This is a genomic window from Psychrobium sp. MM17-31 (genome assembly GCF_022347785.1).
Lineage (GTDB): Bacteria > Pseudomonadota > Gammaproteobacteria > Enterobacterales > Psychrobiaceae > Psychrobium.
Genome location: NZ_JAKRGA010000004.1, coordinates 16,335 through 37,446 on the forward strand (window position 1 = coordinate 16,335; position 21,112 = coordinate 37,446).

A 21,112-nucleotide genomic window follows, 5' to 3' on the forward strand; every position below is an offset into this window, starting at 1 on the left:
ATGCTTAAAAAGTTAAAAATCGCCTTTGTTTTAGTATTGATTTACATGGTGTTTATGTTGGCTTTATTGCCAGCACGCTTTGTTACCTCGCACCTTGAGCAAAAGAATCTTATGCCACCACAAGTGGCTCTTGGAAATGTTACTGGCACTGTGTGGCAAGGCAACCTATCGTCACTAACCTATCAAGGCGTGGTACTTGATAATGTGAAATGGGAGTTATCGCCACTTTCAATTTTTACGGGCACGATTTCAGTGGACTTCAAAGCGGGTAAACCGCGGAGCGCGATTCGAGCGAGTGGCCAGCTCGCATTTAATAACGAGGGTTTAGCGGCGCATAATTTGTCCATTAAGACATCATTGGCCCCGTTATTACAAAGCTTTCCGTTGCCTTATGGATTAACGAGTACAGGTCGAGTGAATTTAAACATTGCGACTTATCAGCAAGATCAGCCATGGTGTAAAACACTTGATGGCGTGATTAAAGCCGATGATCTTTTGATTAAGAGCGCTTTTGGTCAACTTGCTGTGGCGAACGTGTCTGCCAAACTCAGTTGTCCAAATGGTGTAATGACCGCAGTTATGCAACCTTCGAGTAATAGCTTGGGAATCGATGGTGATATACAGTTAAACAAAGCACGACAATACAACTTGAATGCGAGAGTGCTACCGCCAGCAGATGCATCGCAGGATTACCTCAATGTGTTGAAATTCTCTGGTTCGCCAAATAGCCAAGGGCAGTACGTGTTTAAATACAGTGGCAAACTGTAGTTATCGGAGAGTGTGATGAGTGAGTCAAAATTACCGAAAATCTTGTCTGTGACTACGGCGGCACAAAGCCGGTTGTTTACCATTGAGCAAGTATCTCTTCGATTTTCTAATGGTGTTGAGCGTGAATACGAACGCATGAAGAGTAGTGGTCGTGGTGCAGTTATGGTCATTCCTTTTCTCGATGAGAAAACGCTATTACTTATTAAAGAATATGCTTGTGGCACACATCGCTATGAACTAGGCTTTCCCAAGGGGCTAATTGATCCCGGTGAAACACCAGAGCAAGCGGCCAACCGCGAGCTTAAAGAAGAAATTGGATATGGTGCGAAAAAGTTTACTGCGTTAAAACCGCTGGCGATGGCGCCAACTTATTTTGGTTCGACCATGCACGTGTTTATCGCGCAAGATCTTTATAAAGAGAGACTCGAAGGCGATGAGCCAGAAGAGCTTGAAGTGATAAAGTGGCCGGCAAATCAAGTTGATGAGCTATTGGCACATGAGGATTTTACTGATGGTCGTTGTGTTGCAGGACTACTAATGACCGATCGCCTGCTAGCACTCAGTAGCTAATAAAATGATAAGGGGATGTGATGGATTTAACCGAGTTAACCTTAGCGGTTGAGCAAATCGCCCGTGATGCTGGTGGTGAAATTAAGCGCATCTATGAGCAAGGGCAATTTGAAACCTTCACCAAAGATGACGAATCCCCTGTCACTAGCGCCGACTATGCCGCCAATGAAGTAATTGTCTCGGCGTTGCAATCATTAACACCAAACATTCCCATAGTTTCAGAAGAGTCAGACAAAGAAGCGATTAAAGAGCGTCGCAATTGGCAACGATACTGGCTTATCGATCCCCTCGATGGCACCCAAGAGTTTGTCGCTGGCAGTGGCGACTTTGCTGTTGCCATCGCACTTGTTGTCAACCACATACCGACCATAGGTGTGATATACGCGCCAATTCACGATCGCTGCTACTTTGCTATAAAGGGCGAAGGTGCATTTCGTCGCGATAGTGAAGGCTTGTCGCCAATTAAAGTTGATACTACGCCACGAGAAACTGTTCGTATCGCCGTGAGTCTTCGCCAAGCCAAAGCGTTGGTTGAATCTCGACTCAGTGAGTCTTTTACCTATGAGTATATTGCAATGGGGAGTGCGACCCTTAAAGCGTGTTTAGTGGCGCAAGGCGGCGCTGATATCTATATGCGCATTGGCCCAACAGGCGAATGGGATACGGGGGCTGCACATTGTATTGTCGCGGAGGCTGGTGGTGATATTTTTGATCTGTCAATTAACCGCTTAACCTATAATGAGCGTGAGACGCTTGCTAATCCAAATTTTGTGGTGTGTGGCAACCTCCGTTTACCATGGGCCGATATCGTATTAGATAGTTAACCAACGCGCTTTAATAATTTCGTCTAAACTTAAAGTTTAGGGGACGTTATTTAGGAGTGCGTTTATGACATCAATAACTCAATTTGAATCGCGTTTGAAAGTGATGCAAAACGAGCTCAATGACAAGCTCGCCAGTATCAAAGAAAATGTAACAAAAGCGGCTAACGCGGACTGGAATGAACAAGCACAAGAGCGAGAAAATGACGAGGTGTTAGACGCGCTCGGTAATGAAGTTAGGCGTGAACTCAATTTGGTCAATGGTGCATTACATCGCATTAAACTGGGCGAATATGAGTATTGCGATGACTGCGGTCAAAACATTAATCCATCCCGTTTGGAAATCCTTCCATTTACCCAATACTGCATCGATTGCGCAAACAAGCGAGACTGATTTGCAACTAGCCTTACTGCGCACGGACCGCGCAGTTTCGTCCCTGTGCTTTAGCGATGTTAAGCACATCATCGGCACTTGTGAGTAGCTGTTCACTACTGAGTTTAGGAAGTACTGAAGGCGCTGTTACACCGATACTGACGGACAGCGCAATATCATATCCTTTGTAGTTTACTGTTTGCTCGCTTACGTGTTTTACCAGTTTTTCGGCAAAGCGCAGGGCTGAATCTAACTTAGTGTTGGTGGCAATGATGGCAAACTCTTCACCATCGTAGCGGGCAAAAGTATCACTCTCACGCAGCGTTTCCTTCACCGATTCGGCAAAGGCTTTAAGCACTATATCGCCACATTCATTCCCGTATTTATCATTGATTTGCCTAAAATGGTCTAAATCAATTAGCAGCAGTGAAAAATCGCTTTTGTATCGTTGATATCGTTTGAGTTCGTTTTTTAGCGCTTCAAGCAGATGACGACGATTGCGAATGCCAGTGAGTGGATCATGCGTTGCAAAACGTTGTAGCGCATTACGCGCTTCTTTGTGTTGTTGAATCTCTTCTTTTAACACCCTTGTCCGATCTTCGATGATGAGATCGCGATTGGCTTTCTCAAATTCTAATTGTTTAACTAACCTTCGGATCCCTTTTAGCGATAGCAGGCTAATAGAGGTCATTAATAAGAAAATCGCAACGTGAATAAATAAATTTTGGCGGTGCAAGGGTTTCTCTTGTTCGAGGATTTCACTGATATCGTATGAAATAACAAGGCCGCCCAGTGTATTGTTGGGCTCTAATTGTGATTTTTGATGGCATGAGAAACAACTATCGTTGGCAACAAATGAACTAAAGTAGTGGAACTTGTTACCGATGATTTTTTGAAAATCTCGATTGGGACCAATCTTGTTTTCCAAGATCTGTTTTTGCCAGTCTTTAACCAGATTATCAGGATCCATCGGCTTGAGGCTAATTAGTGAAAGTGAAAACGACGGATCGAAAAAAGATTCGTTGAGTTGTTCAAGCATGCGTCCCACTGATATCTGTGTGAAAACTTTGCCGTCGTCTCGGGTAATAATTTTATGATCTGTATTGAGGTAAGGATTTTCTGGCGTATGTTCGGAGATGGGGACGTAGATTTGTTCGTGTTGTGTGGTCCAGTTGAGGAGAATTTCAACTAATCGTTTACCACCAACGCCTTTCGCTTGAAACGATTTTTCAGTGGATTGCGTAATGATCAACTGATTCCAGCAAAAAGAAATGCTGGTTAACACAAACCAAATTGATACTAATATAACAGTGGCAATGGGGGCTTTAATTAGCCTCATCATTGGTATGCTATCCGCGCTCACGAAATGTCCTTTTGTTATCTAACGTATTATTATAGTCATGGTTAAGGCTGTTTAGCGATGTAAAAATGACAATAATTTTTCCGTACTAAGTGGTAATTTTTGATCTTGTTCCCAATTAAACTGGGGATCGCCTTGTTAACGTCTTGCTATATCGATAGGTTCAAATTACAATAACGCGCTAAATTTTGTAAGCCCTGTTTTTAACAGGGCTTAATTTATGGTTTCAACGTAAGATTTTATGTAAGAAAACAAACTGCGACGCAGGTTGTTTAAGTACAACTATTAGGATAGTGGTAAATGAACGCAACAAATACTGAAAATCAGAGCGGATCGATGGATCTAGTCAAATGGATCCTTGTTATCGGTCTATTAGCGGGTGCCGTTGTTGGTAACTACATGTACGGCGAAGAAGTATCTGTGCTGTATCGCGCACTAGGCGTAGTGGCTGCTATCGGTGTTGCACTTTTTGTGGCAGCACAAACTGAAAAAGGGCGCGAAGCTGTTGCTTTCGCCAAAGAATCTCGCCTTGAAATTCGCAAAGTGGTTTGGCCAACGCGCAAAGAAGCTACTCAAACAACGCTTATTGTTTTAGCGGCTACTGGTGTAATGGCATTAGTACTTTGGGGTATGGATGGTTTGTTAGTGAGAATCGTCGGCTTTATCACAGGCATCGAGGTTTAAGATTATGTCAGAAGAAAAACCAAAATTCAGATGGTACGTTGTACAAGCTTTTTCAGGCTATGAGCAACGTGTACAAAAGACCATGATTGAGCATGTAGCTATTCATGGCATGGAAGATTTATTCGAAGAAATCCTTGTTCCTACTGAAGAAGTAGTTTCAATGAAGTCTGGTAAGAAAACTAAGAGCACGCGCAAGTTCTTCCCTGGTTACGTACTAGTGAAAATGGTGATGAACGAAGACAGCTGGCATTTAGTGAAAAACGTTCCACGCGTTATGGGCTTCATCGGCGGTACTAGTGACCGTCCTGCACCGATTTCTTCTAAAGAAGCTGAGCGCATTTTACAACGTCTTGAAGATTCGGCAGATTCTCCGAAGCCAAGCACGTTATTCGAGCCAGGCGAAATCGTTCGCGTTATCGATGGTCCATTTGCTGATTTTAACGCGACTGTTGAAGAAGTGGATTACGAGAAGAGCCGCGTGAAGGTATCTGTTCTTATCTTCGGTCGTTCTACTCCAGTAGACCTAGAATTCTCTCAAATCGAGAAGGACGCCCAGTAGCGTTGTTATAAGACTTAGTTACGGCGTTAAAAGTGCTCACTTACAGGAGTAGCTCCGCGCTTTTAACTTGTACTAAAGCCTTATAACTTAGCTCAAACGTTCTAATAGAATAAAAAGTTTAAAGTAGGTTGCTCACAAGTTTAATTATTATTGATTAAATAAGTAGCAATTTGCTTGGCAGGGCGACAGATTATCGCTATAATTCGCCGCCCTTAAATTAACGGGGAGCTGAAAATGACTCATTGTGAGTCACTAGTATGTGTTTGAACCCATAATAGGAAATATGAAAAATGGCTAAAAAAGTCGAAGCTTATATCAAGCTACAGGTTGCTGCAGGTGCAGCTAACCCGTCGCCACCGGTAGGTCCTGCTCTAGGTCAACACGGTGTGAACATCATGGAATTCTGTAAAGCGTTCAACGCAGCTACAGATTCTTTAGACAAGGGTGCTCCAGTACCTGTAGTTATCACTGTATACAGTGATCGTTCTTTCACGTTCGAAACTAAGACTCCACCTGCTGCTTACCTTCTTAAGAAAGCTGCTGGTATTAAATCAGGTTCTGGCCGTCCAAACACTGAAAAGTGTGGCACAGTAACTCGTGCTCAGTTAGAAGAAATCGTTGCTACTAAGCAACCAGATCTAACTGGTGCTGATTTAGAAGCTAATGTTAAATCTATTGCCGGTTCTGCTCGTGCAATGGGTCTGAACGTAGAAGGATAAGAATAATGGCTAAATTAACTAAGCGTATGAAGCTTATCCGTGAAAAAACTGATTCACTAAAAGCTTACGAAATCAACGAAGCTGTTACTCTTTTAAAAGAGTTAGCTACTGCTAAGTTCACTGAAAGTGTAGACGTTGCTGTTAACCTAGGTGTTGACCCACGTCGTTCTGACCAAAACGTTCGTGGTGCTACTGTATTACCACACGGTACTGGTCGCACTGTTCGCGTTGCTGTTTTCACTCAAGGTGCAAACGCTGAAGCTGCTAAAGAAGCTGGTGCAGACATCGTTGGTATGGACGATCTAGCTGCAGCTGTTAAAGGCGGCGAGATGGACTTTGACGTAGTTATCGCTTCTCCAGACGCAATGCGCGTTGTAGGTCAATTAGGTACTATCTTAGGCCCACGTGGTTTAATGCCTAACCCTAAAGTTGGCACTGTAACTCCTGATGTTGCTACAGCTGTTAAAAACGCTAAGTCTGGTCAAGTTCGTTACCGCAACGATAAGAATGGTATCATCCATACTACTATCGGTAACGTTTCTTTCGATAACGACAAGCTAAAAGAGAACTTAGAAGCTCTACTAATCGCTCTATCTAAAGCTAAGCCAAGTGGCGCGAAAGGTACTTACATCAAGAAAGTTTCTCTGTCTACGACTATGGGTGCTGGTGTTGAAATCGACCAGTCTACTATCGAGACAAAAGCTGTTTAATACTGCTAAGTATTAGAGTTAGGACGTGATCACAGAAGTTATCTTCTAAAACCTTGTTTTGAACAGGTGACTTCTGTATAATTTTGCGCCCTAACGGGTTGGGATTTGGCTAAAAATTATCGATTTTTAACCAAACTCCCGTCCAAGACCGTAGGTACAAATTTAGTAATAAATTTGTTTAATTGTTTGAAAGCCTTGATATTTATATCTAGGTTGTCAAAGGGCCTACGCAGACGGTGTGAATCCAAACATTCCTATGTTTTGTTTTTTTACCGTGTTCACGCTTTGTATATGGATACAAAGCTTTACTAAAGTTCCGAGTTTTCTCGGAGTGAACCAGGAGTTATGCCAATGGCATTAAGACTTGAAGACAAAAAAGCAATCGTTGCTGAAGTCAATGAGGTCGCTAAAGGTGCTCTGTCTGCAGTAGTTGCTGATTCTCGTGGTGTTACTTTAGGTGCAATGACAGCTATGCGTAAGCAAGCTCGTGAAGCTGGTGTACACGTACAAGTAGTACGTAACACTCTTGCTAAACGTGCTCTAGCTGGTACCGAATTTGAGTGTCTAACTGACACTTTTAAAGGTCCAACTTTAATTGCATTTTCTAGTGACCACCCGGGTGCTGGTGCTCGTATTTTCAAAGACTTCGCTAAAGCTGAAGAAAACTTTGAAGTACTAGCCGCTGCATTCGAAGGCGCTGCTTGTGACCCTGAAGTTCTTGCAACGCTTCCAACGAAAGACGAAGCAATTGCACGACTAATGAGCGCAATGAAAGAAGCTTCTGCTGGCAAACTTGTACGCACTATTGCTGCAATTCGCGATCAGAAGGAAGAAGCAGCAGCTTAATTACTCGTTATCGAGAATTAGTTACTGTTTTATTAATCAATTTATTAGAACGCACACTTCAATTAAGTGGTGTTCACAAACTTAGGAATGTATACCATGTCTGTATCTAAAGACGATATCCTAAACGCTGTTGCTGAAATGTCAGTAATGGACGTTGTAGAACTAATCGAAGCAATGGAAGAAAAATTCGGCGTTTCTGCTGCTGCAGCTGTAGCTGTTGCTGCAGGTGGTGCTGAAGCTGCTGAAGAGCAATCAGAGTTCGACGTAATCTTAGCATCTTTCGGTGACAACAAAGTTGCTGCAATCAAAGCTGTTCGTGGCGCTACAGGTCTTGGCCTTAAAGAAGCTAAAGCTATGGTTGAATCTGCACCAGTTGCAATCAAAGAAGGCGTTGAGAAAGCTGAAGCTGAAGAGCTTAAAAAATCTCTTGAAGAAGCAGGTCTTACTGTTGAACTTAAATAAGGTTAACCCTTATTTGAGTGCCGCTTAGTTAGCATATGCTAATTAAGCGTGAGGCTGGTGATTATTTAATCACCAGCCTTTTTGCGCTAAAAAACATGGTGGATTTCACACTACATACACCATGAGTTTTAAAGCACTTCTTTTACGATGTAAGACCTTGTTTTAAAGGCAATTGTTTGAGTTAGTGTCCAGTCCCTACCAGAGATTATTGGGTAGGTTCTTACCAAAGTGTTGTTATTTTCGAGGTTGTTTAGAGATGAGGCGTCAAGTTGTGCTCATCGAAGTCTAGGCAACAGTTGTCAAACGTCAGCTAATTTGAGGAAACCCATGGGTTACTCTAGTAACGAAAAAAAACGTATCCGTAAGGATTTTGGTAAGCGTCCGCAGGTGGTTGAAATTCCACAGCTTTTGGATATCCAAAAGGACTCTTTCGCCAGATTTATCACAATGGACTCTACCGGTGAGCTAGGTTTAGAAGCCGCTTTTAGATCTATTTTCCCTATCAAGAGCTTTTCTGGTTATGCAGAACTGCAATACGTGAGCTACAAGCTGGGTACACCAGTATTTGACGTTAAAGAATGTCAAATCCGCGGTATCACTTACAGCGCACCATTGCGTGTAAAACTGCGCCTTGTTTTATTTGATCGCGAAGCGCCTAAAGGCACGATCAAAGATATCAAAGAGCAAGAAGTTTACATGGGTGAAATCCCATTAATGACCGACAACGCGACTTTTGTTATCAATGGTACAGAGCGTGTTATCGTTTCTCAATTACACCGTTCTCCTGGTGTATTCTTCGACCACGATAAAGGTAAGACTCACTCTTCTGGTAAGATCTTACACAACGCACGTGTAATTCCTTACCGTGGTTCTTGGTTAGACTTCGAGTTCGATCCAAAAGATGCTGTATTCGTACGTATCGACCGTCGTCGTAAGCTACCTGCATCTATCATTCTTCGTGCTATGGGCATGGAGACAGAAGAAATCTTAGATTTATTCTTCGAAACTACTGGCTTTAAAGTTAAGCGTGGCAAGATCGTTATGGATCTTATGCCTGAGCGCCTGCGCGGTGACACTGCTGTATTCGACATCAAAGATGACGAAGGCAATGTAATCGTTGAAACGGGTCGTCGCATTACTGCACGTCACGTTCGTCAAATGACTAAAGCTAAGTTAACGGCTGTTGAAGTACCAACAGAGTACGTGATTGGTAAAGTAATTAACCGCACGCACGTAAACAAAGACACTGGTGAAGTTATCATCAACGCCAATGATGAAATTACACTAGAAAATCTAGCTGCATTATCTGAAGCTGGCATCAAAGAATTCGACACTATCTACTTCAACGATTTAGATAACGGTCCATTCATGTCTGACACCTTGCGTATCGATTCTTCAACTAACCGTTTAGAAGCGCTTGTTGAAATCTACCGCATGATGCGTCCGGGCGAGCCGCCAACTAAGGATGCTGCTGAAGGTCTATTCGACAACTTATTCTTCAACGAAGAGCGTTACGATCTGTCTAAAGTTGGTCGTATGAAATTTAACGCTCGCGTTGGTAGCGACGTTGATCTAAGCACTGGTACGTTAGATAAAGACGATATCATCGCTGTGATGAAGACGCTTATCGACATCCGTAACGGTAAAGGTGACGTGGATGATATCGATCATCTTGGTAACCGTCGTATCCGTAGCGTTGGTGAAATGGCTGAAAACCAATTCCGCGTTGGTTTAGTACGTGTTGAGCGTGCGGTTAAAGAGCGTCTATCTCTAGGTGATCTTGGCGATGTAATGCCACAAGATCTAATCAACGCTAAGCCTATTTCTGCAGCTGTTAAAGAATTCTTCGGTTCTAGCCAGTTATCTCAGTTCATGGATCAAAATAACCCATTATCTGAAGTAACTCACAAGCGTCGTATTTCTGCGTTAGGCCCAGGTGGTTTAACACGTGAACGCGCAGGCTTCGAGGTTCGAGACGTACATCCGACTCACTACGGTCGTCTATGTCCTATCGAAACTCCTGAGGGTCCAAACATCGGTCTTATCAACTCGCTAGCATCTTACGCGAAAACTAACGATTACGGTTTCTTAGAAACACCATACCGTAAAGTTGTTGACGGTAAGGTAACTGACGAAGTTGCATTCCTATCTGCTATCGAAGAAACAAACTTCGTAGTAGCACAGGCGTCAGCGGTTATCGATAAAGATAACAACCTAGCTGAAGACCTAGTTGCTTGTCGTCACAAAGGTGAGTCTACCTTTATGACAAGCGATCAAATCGATTATATGGATGTATCTCCACAGCAAATTATCTCTGTGGCAGCATCGATCATTCCATTCCTAGAGCACGATGATGCGAACCGTGCATTGATGGGTGCGAACATGCAACGTCAAGCCGTTCCAACATTAAAAGCTGATAAGCCGCTTGTTGGTACTGGTATGGAAAAAACTATCGCAGTTGACTCTGGTGTAACCATTGTTGCTAAGCGCGGTGGTGTGGTTGATTACGCTGATGCATCTCGCATTGTAGTTAAGGTTAACGAAGATGAGTTAGTTGCTGGTGAAGCAGGTATCGATATCTACAACCTAACTAAGTACACACGTTCTAACCAAAATACTTGTATCAACCAACGCCCAACGGTAATGGCTGGTGAAGTTGTGGTTAAAGGCGACGTAATGGCAGATGGTCCATCTACAGATATGGGTGACTTGGCACTTGGCCAAAACATGCGTATCGCGTTCATGCCTTGGAACGGTTACAACTTTGAGGATTCGATCCTAGTATCTGAGCGTGTTGTTCAGCAAGATCGTTTCACGACAATCCACATTCAAGAGCTAACCTGTATTGCTCGTGATACTAAGCTTGGTAGCGAAGATATCACTGCTGATATTCCAAACGTTGGTGAAGCGGCATTAGGCAAGCTAGACGAGTCTGGTATCGTTTATATCGGTGCTGAAGTTAAAGGCGGCGACATCCTAGTAGGTAAAGTAACGCCTAAAGGTGAGACGCAATTAACGCCAGAAGAGAAGCTACTACGCGCTATCTTCGGTGAGAAAGCATCTGACGTTAAAGACAGCTCATTACGCGTTCCTAACTCAGTTAGCGGTACTATTATCGACGTTCACGTATTTACTCGTGACGGCGTTGAAAAAGACAAGCGCGCGCTTGAAATTGAGCAAATGCAGCTTAAAGAAGCGAAGAAAGATTTATCAGACGTATTCACTATCTTAGAAGATGGTATTTTCGAGCGTGCTGAGAAACTTCTACTAGCTTCTGGCTTTAGCCAAGATCAGCTAAATGCTATGCCACGTCGTGAGTGGTTAGAGCAAACGCTATCTGACGAAGCTTCGCAAACTCAATTAGAGCAAATCGCAGCGCAACACGCTGAGACTAAAGCTGATTTCGACAAGCAATTTGAAAACAAACGCTTGAAGATCACTCAAGGTGCGGATCTGCAACCTGGTGTTCTTAAAGTTGTTAAGGTTTACCTTGCTGTTAAACGTCGTATCCAGCCTGGTGATAAGATGGCGGGTCGTCACGGTAATAAGGGTGTAATCTCTAAACTGTGTCCTGTAGAAGACATGCCACATGATGAGACTGGTCGTACAGTAGATATCGTACTTAACCCGCTGGGTGTACCGTCTCGTATGAACATCGGTCAGATCTTAGAAACTCACTTAGGTCTAGCAGCGCGCGGTATCGGTGACCAAATCACTGAAATGCTTGCAGAGCAACGCAAAGTTAGCGAATTACGTGATTACATCCAACGTGCTTACGCACTGGGTCAATGTGATCAGAAAGTTGATATCAGCGAGTTCAGCGACGAAGAAGTTATTCGCCTAGCGAAGAACTTACAAGGCGGTCTGCCAATGGCTACCCCTGCGTTCGACGGTGCAGCAGAATCTGAAATCAAAGAAATGCTAAAACTGGCTAAATTACCAGAGTCAGGTCAGCTAACATTATTCGACGGCCGTACTGGTGAACAGTTCGAGCGTCCAGTAACTGTTGGTTACATGTACATGCTGAAACTAAATCACTTGGTTGATGACAAGATGCATGCTCGTTCTACTGGTTCTTACTCACTAGTAACTCAGCAACCACTAGGTGGTAAAGCTCAGTTCGGTGGTCAGCGTTTCGGTGAGATGGAGGTATGGGCACTTGAAGCATACGGTGCTGCCTACACCCTACAAGAAATGTTAACTGTTAAGTCTGATGACGTTAACGGTCGTACTGAAATGTATAAGAACATTGTTGACGGCAAGCACGAGATGAATCCTGGTATGCCGGAATCGTTCAACGTATTGTTGAAAGAAATCCGCTCTCTAGCGATCAACATCGAGCTTGATGAAGAGTAAGCCCAAACTAGCTAATATAGTTTGAAATTCGAATTTATGGCACGCACTGGTGCGTGCCCTAACTCCACTAGGAGATAAAAGTGAAAGACTTACTGAAGTTTCTAAAACAGCAGAACAAAACCGAAGAATTTGATGCGATCAAAATCGGTCTTGCTTCTCCTGAACAGATCCGTTCTTGGTCATTTGGTGAAGTTAAAAAGCCAGAGACCATTAACTATCGTACCTTCAAGCCTGAGCGCGAAGGTTTATTCTGTGCGCGTATCTTTGGTCCAATCAAAGATTACGAGTGTTTGTGTGGTAAATACAAGCGTCTGAAGCACCGTGGTGTTATCTGTGAAAAGTGTGGCGTTGAGGTAACTCAATCTAAAGTTCGTCGTGACCGTATGGGTCATATCGATCTTGCTAGCCCTGTTGCTCACATCTGGTTCTTAAAATCATTACCGTCTCGTATCGGTCTATTACTAGACTTAACACTTCGCGATATCGAGCGCGTACTTTACTTCGAATCTTTCGTAGTAACTGAGCCGGGTATGACAGATCTTGAGCAATCACAGATCTTAACCGAAGAAGAATACTTAGACGCCTTAGAAGAGCACGGTGACGAGTTCGAAGCTAAGATGGGTGCAGAAGCGGTATTAGCGCTACTAAGCCAGCTAGATCTTGCTCACGAGATTGAAGAAATGCGCGAAGAGCTGCCTTCAATTAACTCTGAAACTAAGCGTAAGAAGATCACTAAGCGTCTTAAATTAATGGAAGCCTTCCACGAATCAGGTAACAATCCTGAGTGGATGATCATGACTGTATTACCAGTTCTTCCACCAGATCTACGTCCATTAGTACCACTAGAAGGTGGCCGCTTTGCAACGTCTGATCTAAACGATTTATACCGTCGTGTAATCAACCGTAACAACCGTCTAAAACGTCTATTAGACCTAGCTGCTCCAGACATCATCGTACGCAACGAAAAGCGTATGTTACAAGAGTCTGTTGATGCGCTATTAGATAACGGTCGTCGCGGTCGTGCTATCACAGGTTCTAACAAGCGTCCTCTGAAATCACTTGCCGATATGATCAAAGGTAAGCAAGGTCGTTTCCGTCAGAACTTACTTGGTAAGCGTGTTGACTACTCTGGTCGTTCGGTAATCACTGTAGGTCCTACTCTACGTCTACACCAATGTGGTCTACCTAAGAAGATGGCACTTGAGCTATTCAAGCCATTTATCTACGGTAAATTAGAATCACTAGGCATGGCGACTACCATCAAAGCTGCGAAGAAAATGGTAGAGCGCGAAGTAGGTGAAGTTTGGGATATCCTATCTGACGTTATCCGCGAACATCCAGTAATGCTTAACCGTGCACCAACACTTCACAGATTAGGTATCCAAGCGTTTGAGCCGGTACTAATCGAAGGTAAAGCAATTCAATTACACCCATTGGTTTGTGCGGCGTACAACGCTGACTTCGATGGTGACCAAATGGCGGTACACGTACCGTTAACAATTGAAGCGCAACTTGAAGCACGTGCGTTAATGATGTCGACTAACAACATCTTATCGCCAGCGAATGGTGAGCCGATCATCGTACCTTCTCAGGACGTTGTATTAGGTCTTTACTACATGACACGTGATTGTGTTAACGGTAAAGGCGAAGCGATGGCATTTAGCGATATCGACGAAGTAGAAAAAGCATACCGCACTGGTCACGCTCAACTACACGCTCGTATCAAAGTGCGTATCACTGAGTACGTTCGTGATGAGAACGGCGAATTACAAGAGACTGTATCACTACGCGATACAACTGTTGGTCGTGCATTATTCTCACGCATCATGCCAAAAGGTTTATCTTACAACTTGTTAGATGAGCCATTAGGTAAGAAGCAAATTTCTAAGCTACTAAACACTTGTTACCGTGAAGTAGGTCTGAAAGATACTGTTATCTTTGCTGACCAACTAATGTACACAGGTTTTGGTTACGCGACTATGTCTGGTTGTTCGGTTGGTATCGACGATATGGTTATTCCAGACGAGAAGAAAGCGTTAATCGAAGAAGCACAAGCAGAAGTTGCAGAAATCTCTGAGCAGTTTGCTCAAGGTCTTGTAACTGCTGGTGAGCGCTACAATAAAGCAATCGATATTTGGGCTGGTACCAACGAGAAAGTATCGAAAGCGATGATGGATAACTTATCGACTGAAACGGTTATTAACCGCGATGGCGAAGAAGAAACTCAACCGTCATTTAACAGCGTGTTCATGATGGCTGACTCGGGCGCTCGTGGTAGTGCTGCTCAGATCCGTCAGCTAGCTGGTATGCGTGGTCTGATGGCTAAGCCGGATGGCTCAATCATCGAAACGCCAATCATTGCGAACTTCCGTGAAGGTCTAAACGTACTTCAGTACTTCATTTCGACTCACGGTGCTCGTAAAGGTCTAGCGGATACCGCACTTAAGACAGCGAACTCTGGTTACCTAACACGTCGTCTAGTAGACGTTGCCCAAGATTTAGTTATCTCTGAGCAAGACTGTGGTACGCACGAAGGTCTAATGATGACACCATTAATCGAAGGTGGTGACGTTGTTGAGCCGCTACGCGAGCGTGTATTAGGTCGTGTAGTTGCAGAAGACATTATCAAGCCAGGCACTGAAGACGAAGTACTTGTTGAGCGTAACGTTATGCTTGATGAGAACCTAGTAGACATGCTTGAAGCTAACTCAGTTGACCAAGTGAAAGTACGTTCTATCATCACTTGTGACTCTGACTTTGGTGTATGTGCTAACTGTTACGGTCGTGACCTAGCGCGTGGTCACCTAATTAACATGGGTGAAGCCGTTGGTGTTGTAGCTGCTCAATCAATCGGTGAGCCGGGTACACAGCTAACCATGCGTACGTTCCACATCGGTGGTGCGGCATCTCGAGCGTCTGCAGAAAACAACGTTCAAGTGAAAAACGCTGGTACTATCAAGCTCCACAACTCTAAGCACGTTACAAACAGCGATGGCAAACTAGTTATCGTTTCTCGTTCTTCTGAGTTAACAGTTATCGATGAGATGGGTCGTGAGAAAGAGCGCTATAAAGTGCCTTACGGTACTATCTTAGAGAAAGGTGAAGATCAAACAGTAACTGCTGGCGAAATCGTAGCAAACTGGGATCCGCATACGCATCCAATCATCACCGAGGTACAAGGTAAGATCCAATTCGTTGACTTAATCGATGGTATCACCATGGATAAGAAGACTGATGATCTAACTGGTCTATCTTCAGTAGTAGTTATCGACGCTGCACAACGTACAGCCGCTGGTAAAGAAATGCGCCCAGCTGTAAAACTTGTTGATGACAAAGGCAACGACGTACTAATCGCTGGTACTGACGTTCCTGCACAATACTTCTTACCAGGTAACGCAATCGTTAACCTAGAAGATGGTGCAATCGTAAACGTTGGTGACGCGTTAGCACGTATTCCACAAGAAAGCTCGAAGACTCGTGATATCACGGGTGGTCTACCTCGCGTAGCCGACTTATTCGAAGCACGTAAGCCTAAAGAGCCTGCTATTCTTGCTGAAGTTAGCGGTACTATCTCATTTGGTAAAGAAACTAAAGGTAAGCGTCGTCTAGTTATCACCCCAGCAGATGGTGGTGAGCAGTACGAAGAAATGATTCCTAAGTGGCGTAATCTAAATGCGTTCGAAGGTGAGAAGGTTGAAAAAGGTGAGGTAATCGCCGATGGTCCTGAGTCACCACATGATATTCTTCGCTTACGTGGTATTACACACGTTGCGAACTACATCGTGAACGAAGTGCAAGACGTTTACCGTCTACAAGGTGTAAAAATCAATGATAAGCACTGTGAAGCAATCATTCGTCAAATGCTACGTAAGTGTACTATTACCTTCGCTGGTGACAGTAACTTCCTAGTTGGTGAAACACTTGAGTACTCTCAAGTTAAAGTTGCTAACCGTGAATTGGAAGAGCAAGGCAAAGAGCCTGCACGTTTTGAGCGTAACCTAATGGGTATCACCAAAGCGTCGCTTGCAACTGAGTCATTTATCTCAGCGGCATCGTTCCAAGAAACAACACGTGTTCTTACTGAAGCAGCAGTTAGCGGTAAGCGCGATGACTTACGTGGTCTGAAAGAAAACGTAATCGTTGGTCGTCTGATCCCTGCTGGTACTGGTTTCGCTTACCACGAGAAACGTCGTGCGGCGGCAGTAGAGCCTGAAGTGACTAAGATTGACACTGATGAAGCTGAAGCTAACTTAGCTGATTTACTTGGTAGCCTAGGTGGCGACGAGTAATTCTTACTAAGCTGTAGCTAAACAAAAACCCGTTGATGAAAATCAGCGGGTTTTTTTATGCCTGCCAATCCGTTAGAGTGGACTACACTCAAACTTCAAAATAATAAAAAGAATAGGATTATCACTTGAGTTTTTTAAGTTCACGGAAGATCAAACTCCCCTCAACAGCGCCAAGCGCTTTAGCTCTTAATCGTACAAAGCACGGCATCATGGAAATTAATGGCAATGACTTGTCCGATCTATTGTGGGGCAGTGGTTATGCTCACGCTGTCGATCGCTATACCCAATTACTTTTGATGCGAATTATTGGCCAAGGTCGTTTATGTGAGTTATTAGAGGACTCGGATGAAAATTTGGCAATTGATACCTTCTTTCGCAAAGCCAACTGGCACAATAATCTAACCGATGAAGTCGATAAGCTAGAGCCTTATGCTCGGGAAATGAGCCAGCGCTATTGTGATGGTATTAATGAAGGAGTTAAGCGCAAAGGCATGTCCATGCTAAAAATCCTTGGCTACAAGCCAGAATTATGGACTATTGAAGATTCTATTTTAATTTCTCGAATGACTGGCTACTTAACGCTGGCACAGTCACAAACGGAAATCGAACACTTCTTTGTCGAATGTGTCCAAGCTGGCGTTGACCATGCGCGACTCGCCGAGTTGTTTCCAATTGGCGATCAGCAAATCGATTTTCAATTACTCAATAAAATCCAGTTAACGGATTCAATTATTCCCTCCCATATTCTATGGAACAGTGTATTGCCACGAATGATGGCTTCCAACAATTGGGTAATTAGTGGCGAGCATACGTACAGTGGTAAGCCAATACTCGCTAATGATCCACACCTAGAAGTAAATCGCCTACCCAATGTTTGGTGTGAACAAATTCTCAATTGTCCTACTCAGCGCATTAAAGGTATGGGGATGCCGGGGCTCCCCGGAATCGTTATTGGCCGCTCCAACGAGCTTGCTTGGGGCGTCACTTATTCATTTATGGATAGTGTCGATAGCTGGATTGAGCAATGCAGGGAAGGTAAGTACCTTCATGATGATGGATGGCTAGACTTTGCTACGAGGAAAGAAGTAATAAGGCGTAAGAAACACCCTGAGCAGCAAGTAACTTTTTATGATAACAAGCACGGTGTGTTAGCTGGCGATCCTAATGTAGAAGGCCACTACTTAGCGACGCGTTGGAGCGGGGCAAATAGTGGTGCGCAATCTCTGCAAGCTGCCATCGAAATGTTTGAAATTTGTGATACCAAATCGGCATTATCGATTCTGGGAAAAGTCGAGTCAGCATGGAACTGGGTTGTCGCTGACAACGAAGGTAATATTGGTTATCAAATGTCTGGCTTAATGCCAAAGCGCCGAGATGGATGGAACGGATTTGTTCCTAGTGTTGGCTGGCATAGTGAAAATGATTGGCAAGGCTATGTGGATATCAAAGACTTACCTCGTAGCTTTAACCCTGCGTGCGGCTTCCTAGTTACTGCTAATAATGACTTGAACGAATACGGCAAAGCGTCTCCTATTAATATGCCGATGGGCAATTATCGCGCCAAACGTATTGCTGATCTGATTGAGAAAAACCAGCAACATGATGTTGCATTAAGTCAGCAAATTCAGCTCGATGTTTACTCTCAACAAGCTGAGCAGTTTTTAGCTATATTACGACCTTTAGTGCAATCTCAGTGTAATGATTCACCATTATCTAGCATCATCGCAGATTGGGACTGCTGTTATGATATGGAGTCTCGAGGCGCTGTGATATTCGAGGTTTTTTATCACAACTTGAGGCAGCAAGTTTTCGCTGGCTCTCAATTCGGGCTGGGAGCGAGCGTAGGAAACTATTTGGCCAGCGAAACCGGTGTTTTCATCGATTTCTACCAACAGTTTGATGGCGTATTACTCAATCCAGAATCGGCGTGGTATGAAGGCACAACGCAAGCCGACGTTTTTATCGCCGCGTTTAAAGCGATTAATTCCAATGAAGTAGATAAAACATGGCAGCAGGTGAATAGTGTCAGTTTTTCAAATATTTTAGTGGCCGATAAAATGCCGTCGTTTTTAGGTGCCACTACCAAGCCAATCCCATTACGTGGCGGCCGAGCAACGCCTTCTCAAGGACAAATTTATCGCAGTGCAAATAGGAAAACGAGCTTTGCGCCAACAATCCGCGTAATTGCTGATATGAATGAAGATGTCTTACACACTTCATTGGCAGGTGGACCGTCAGATGATTTCACATCAAAGTGGTACTGTAATGAACTCGACGACTGGCTTAACGGTCGATATAAGCAAGTAAAATAGCGTGAGCCCAGATTAAATAAGGAAATAGTGTGGAAAAATTAGCAAATCATTCATCGTTAATGATCAAACAGCAAAAAGAGTGGGGGGAAATCATTACCGGATTTGAAACCCTCAATAAATATGTCATTAGCGACGCAGCGGGTGGTCAGCTCTATTTCGCAGCCGAACAAAAAGGTTCGTGGTTGGCGCGCCAATTTTTTAAAGCCAGTCGTCCATTTACTTTGGCTGTGCTCGACGCCAATAGTCAAAAACAAATGACGGTTAGTCGACCATTTCGCTGGCTATTTCCTGAAGCAACGATTTACGCGCAAGACGGTAAAACCTTAGGGGTTGTGAAAAAACACTTTTCATTAATCAGTAAAAAGTACAGTCTATTTGACGCGCAAGGTCGCGTTATCTATACCCTTAAAGGACCGCTACTCAAGCCATGGACATTTAACATCCGCCAAGGCGAGCGTGATGTCGGAAAAATTACTAAAAAATGGAGTGGCTTACTCAAAGAGAGCTTTAGTGACGCTGACAATTTCGGGGTGATCTTTCCCGATGATGCGGATGTAGAAACCAAAGCTTTTATTCTTGGTGTGGTGTTCTTGATCGACTTTGTGCACTTTGAAAATAAAGGCGACTAGCGTCGCCTTATACATTCAACAATTATAAATGCTCAGTTAGGAAGGGAGGTAAAATATCAAACGCCGGCACATCTTCCGGAAGGACACTCCACTCAGGCGCATAAGCAGTGTAGATCAACATCGCCGGTTTTAATCCGCTTTGATCGTCCAGTGTCGATGCGGCAATGGAATAAAAACTACCCACTTCAATTTCCGCGCAAACTGTTACACCGCAGGTTTGGCAAAAGTTGTATCGCGTTTCTCGACCTGAATCACCTGTGCGTGTAAATACCGCTGGCAGTCCCTTGGTGAACGTAAAATTGTCTTTGTGTGCCCACACTCCGAACCATTTATCAGAGCCGGTGTGTAATTGGCATTGCTTACAATAACAAAAAACAGTGTTTAGAGGCTGTCCGGTAAAGGCGTATGTAATTTGCCCGCAGGCGCAACCACCTGTTTTATGCTTCATGGTTAACTCCGTTAAAACATCAAGAGTTACAAAACTATCAGAGACTCGAATTCTGCGCGAGAAATATTTTTATCTTCGAGACGATCGAATGCCTAAAAATACGATCTCCTTCACGCTCAAAACTGGTTATTTCTTGACTATTGCGCCCGATGAGCATAGAATTTCGCGTCCCCATTTTTTGGGGATAGATTTTTCACCTAACGGGCTCGGGAAACTGAGCTAAATTCAACTAACTAGGAGCTATAATGGCAACAGTTAATCAACTAGTGCGCAACGCTCGTACAAAGAAGGTATCAAAAACAAACGTACCTGCTTTAGAAGCTTGTCCACAACGTCGTGGTGTATGTACTCGTGTATATACTACTACACCTAAAAAACCTAACTCAGCACTACGTAAAGTAGCTCGTGTTCGTTTAACTAACGGATTCGAAGTAACTTCATACATCGGTGGTGAAGGTCACAACTTACAAGAGCACAGCGTTATCTTAATCCGCGGTGGTCGTGTTAAAGATTTACCTGGTGTTCGTTACCACACAGTTCGCGGAACATTAGACTGTTCTGGCGTTGCTGATCGTCGTCAAGGTCGTTCTAAATACGGTGCTAAGAAGCCTAAGGCTTAATTAGCTCTCCGCAGTAAGGCCAAGCAAACGAAACTTAAGTAATAACCTGTTTTGGGGTAACCTGAATCATATTGGAGAATTAAGATGCCAAGAAGACGCGTCATAGGTCAACGAAAAATCCTTCCAGATCCTAAATTTAAATCAGAGATCCTGGCAAAATTCGTAAACATCGTAATGGTTGACGGTAAGAAATCAACTGCTGAAAAAATCGTTTACGGTGCATTAGACATCGCTGCTGAGAAATCAGGTAAAGGCCATGTTGAATTATTTGAAGAAGCATTAGAAAACGTATGCCCAACGGTAGAGGTTAAGTCTCGCCGTGTTGGTGGTTCTACGTACCAAGTGCCTGTAGAAGTACGTCCTGTACGTCGTAACGCACTAGCTATGCGTTGGTTAGTTGAGTTCTCGCGTAAGCGTGGTGAAAAATCTATGGCTCAACGCCTAGCTGGTGAATTAGTAGATGCACTAGAAAACAAAGGTGCTTCTGTTAAGAAACGTGAAGACGTTCACCGTATGGCTGAAGCGAACAAAGCATTCGCTCACTACCGTTGGTAATAAAATTGGTGGCTGGCTAAGTAACTTAGTC

At 43.8% G+C, this 21,112-nt stretch carries 18 protein-coding genes; 16 read left to right on the plus strand and 2 right to left on the minus strand.

Going from position 1 to position 21,112, the window contains the following annotated elements:
• The 4 genes from MHM98_RS12785 to MHM98_RS12800 all read left to right on the plus strand — a co-directional run bounded on the left by MHM98_RS12785 (position 1) and on the right by MHM98_RS12800 (position 2,553).
• On the plus strand, positions 1 to 768 hold the full coding sequence (locus MHM98_RS12785; protein WP_239439738.1) for a type II secretion system protein N: 768 nt from the start codon (positions 1 to 3) through the stop codon (positions 766 to 768).
• A 15-nt stretch (positions 769 to 783) separates the two neighbouring features.
• Positions 784 to 1,338: an ADP compounds hydrolase NudE gene (nudE, locus tag MHM98_RS12790; RefSeq protein WP_239439739.1), complete on the plus strand. Its 555-nt coding sequence runs from the start codon at positions 784 to 786 to the stop codon at positions 1,336 to 1,338.
• Positions 1,339 to 1,358: 20 nt separating this feature from the next.
• Entirely contained in the window at positions 1,359 to 2,162 is an 804-nt protein-coding gene (gene cysQ, locus MHM98_RS12795) for a 3'(2'),5'-bisphosphate nucleotidase CysQ (RefSeq protein ID WP_239439740.1), read from the plus strand.
• Between the two features lie 64 nt (positions 2,163 to 2,226).
• Positions 2,227 to 2,553, plus strand: coding sequence for a TraR/DksA family transcriptional regulator (locus MHM98_RS12800; RefSeq protein WP_239439741.1), 327 nt, complete (start codon positions 2,227 to 2,229; stop codon positions 2,551 to 2,553).
• Between the two features lie 13 nt (positions 2,554 to 2,566).
• Here MHM98_RS12800 and MHM98_RS12805 read toward each other — a convergent pair whose 3' ends face one another.
• The gene (locus MHM98_RS12805; protein ID WP_239439742.1) at positions 2,567 to 3,895 is read right to left on the minus strand and encodes a diguanylate cyclase; all 1,329 of its coding nucleotides are present in this window, start codon (positions 3,893 to 3,895) and stop codon (positions 2,567 to 2,569) included.
• Positions 3,896 to 4,192: 297 nt separating this feature from the next.
• Here MHM98_RS12805 and secE point away from each other — a divergent pair, with 297 nt between their 5' ends.
• The 10 genes from secE to MHM98_RS12855 all read left to right on the plus strand — a co-directional run bounded on the left by secE (position 4,193) and on the right by MHM98_RS12855 (position 19,458).
• A complete protein-coding gene (secE, locus tag MHM98_RS12810) occupies positions 4,193 to 4,576 on the plus strand; it encodes a preprotein translocase subunit SecE (RefSeq protein WP_239439743.1) in 384 nt (127 codons plus the stop codon).
• Positions 4,577 to 4,580: 4 nt separating this feature from the next.
• Entirely contained in the window at positions 4,581 to 5,135 is a 555-nt protein-coding gene (nusG, locus tag MHM98_RS12815; protein WP_239439744.1) for a transcription termination/antitermination protein NusG, read from the plus strand.
• A gap of 290 nt (positions 5,136 to 5,425) precedes the next feature.
• On the plus strand, positions 5,426 to 5,854 hold the full coding sequence (gene rplK / locus MHM98_RS12820) for a 50S ribosomal protein L11 (RefSeq protein WP_239439745.1): 429 nt from the start codon (positions 5,426 to 5,428) through the stop codon (positions 5,852 to 5,854).
• A gap of 5 nt (positions 5,855 to 5,859) precedes the next feature.
• Positions 5,860 to 6,564, plus strand: coding sequence for a 50S ribosomal protein L1 (rplA, locus tag MHM98_RS12825; RefSeq protein WP_239439746.1), 705 nt, complete (start codon positions 5,860 to 5,862; stop codon positions 6,562 to 6,564).
• A 351-nt stretch (positions 6,565 to 6,915) separates the two neighbouring features.
• Complete coding sequence (rplJ, locus tag MHM98_RS12830) at positions 6,916 to 7,410, plus strand: 50S ribosomal protein L10 (protein WP_239439747.1); 495 nt, start codon at positions 6,916 to 6,918, stop codon at positions 7,408 to 7,410.
• A 96-nt stretch (positions 7,411 to 7,506) separates the two neighbouring features.
• Entirely contained in the window at positions 7,507 to 7,872 is a 366-nt protein-coding gene (gene rplL / locus MHM98_RS12835) for a 50S ribosomal protein L7/L12 (RefSeq protein WP_239439748.1), read from the plus strand.
• A 327-nt stretch (positions 7,873 to 8,199) separates the two neighbouring features.
• On the plus strand, positions 8,200 to 12,228 hold the full coding sequence (rpoB, locus tag MHM98_RS12840) for a DNA-directed RNA polymerase subunit beta (RefSeq protein WP_239439749.1): 4,029 nt from the start codon (positions 8,200 to 8,202) through the stop codon (positions 12,226 to 12,228).
• Positions 12,229 to 12,308: 80 nt separating this feature from the next.
• A complete protein-coding gene (gene rpoC, locus MHM98_RS12845) occupies positions 12,309 to 16,517 on the plus strand; it encodes a DNA-directed RNA polymerase subunit beta' (RefSeq protein WP_239439750.1) in 4,209 nt (1,402 codons plus the stop codon).
• A gap of 125 nt (positions 16,518 to 16,642) precedes the next feature.
• Positions 16,643 to 18,829 carry a penicillin acylase family protein gene (locus tag MHM98_RS12850; RefSeq protein ID WP_239439751.1) on the plus strand — a complete coding sequence of 729 codons (2,187 nt, stop codon included), beginning with the start codon at positions 16,643 to 16,645 and terminating at the stop codon, positions 18,827 to 18,829.
• A gap of 29 nt (positions 18,830 to 18,858) precedes the next feature.
• Positions 18,859 to 19,458 carry a phospholipid scramblase-related protein gene (locus MHM98_RS12855; RefSeq protein ID WP_239439752.1) on the plus strand — a complete coding sequence of 200 codons (600 nt, stop codon included), beginning with the start codon at positions 18,859 to 18,861 and terminating at the stop codon, positions 19,456 to 19,458.
• A 22-nt stretch (positions 19,459 to 19,480) separates the two neighbouring features.
• Here MHM98_RS12855 and MHM98_RS12860 read toward each other — a convergent pair whose 3' ends face one another.
• Positions 19,481 to 19,906, minus strand: coding sequence for a GFA family protein (locus tag MHM98_RS12860; protein ID WP_239439753.1), 426 nt, complete (start codon positions 19,904 to 19,906; stop codon positions 19,481 to 19,483).
• A gap of 245 nt (positions 19,907 to 20,151) precedes the next feature.
• Here MHM98_RS12860 and rpsL point away from each other — a divergent pair, with 245 nt between their 5' ends.
• Both rpsL and rpsG read left to right on the plus strand, forming a co-directional pair.
• Positions 20,152 to 20,526, plus strand: coding sequence for a 30S ribosomal protein S12 (gene rpsL / locus MHM98_RS12865; protein ID WP_101215760.1), 375 nt, complete (start codon positions 20,152 to 20,154; stop codon positions 20,524 to 20,526).
• Between the two features lie 84 nt (positions 20,527 to 20,610).
• A complete protein-coding gene (gene rpsG, locus MHM98_RS12870; RefSeq protein WP_239439754.1) occupies positions 20,611 to 21,081 on the plus strand; it encodes a 30S ribosomal protein S7 in 471 nt (156 codons plus the stop codon).
• The last annotated feature ends 31 nt before the right edge of the window (positions 21,082 to 21,112 follow it).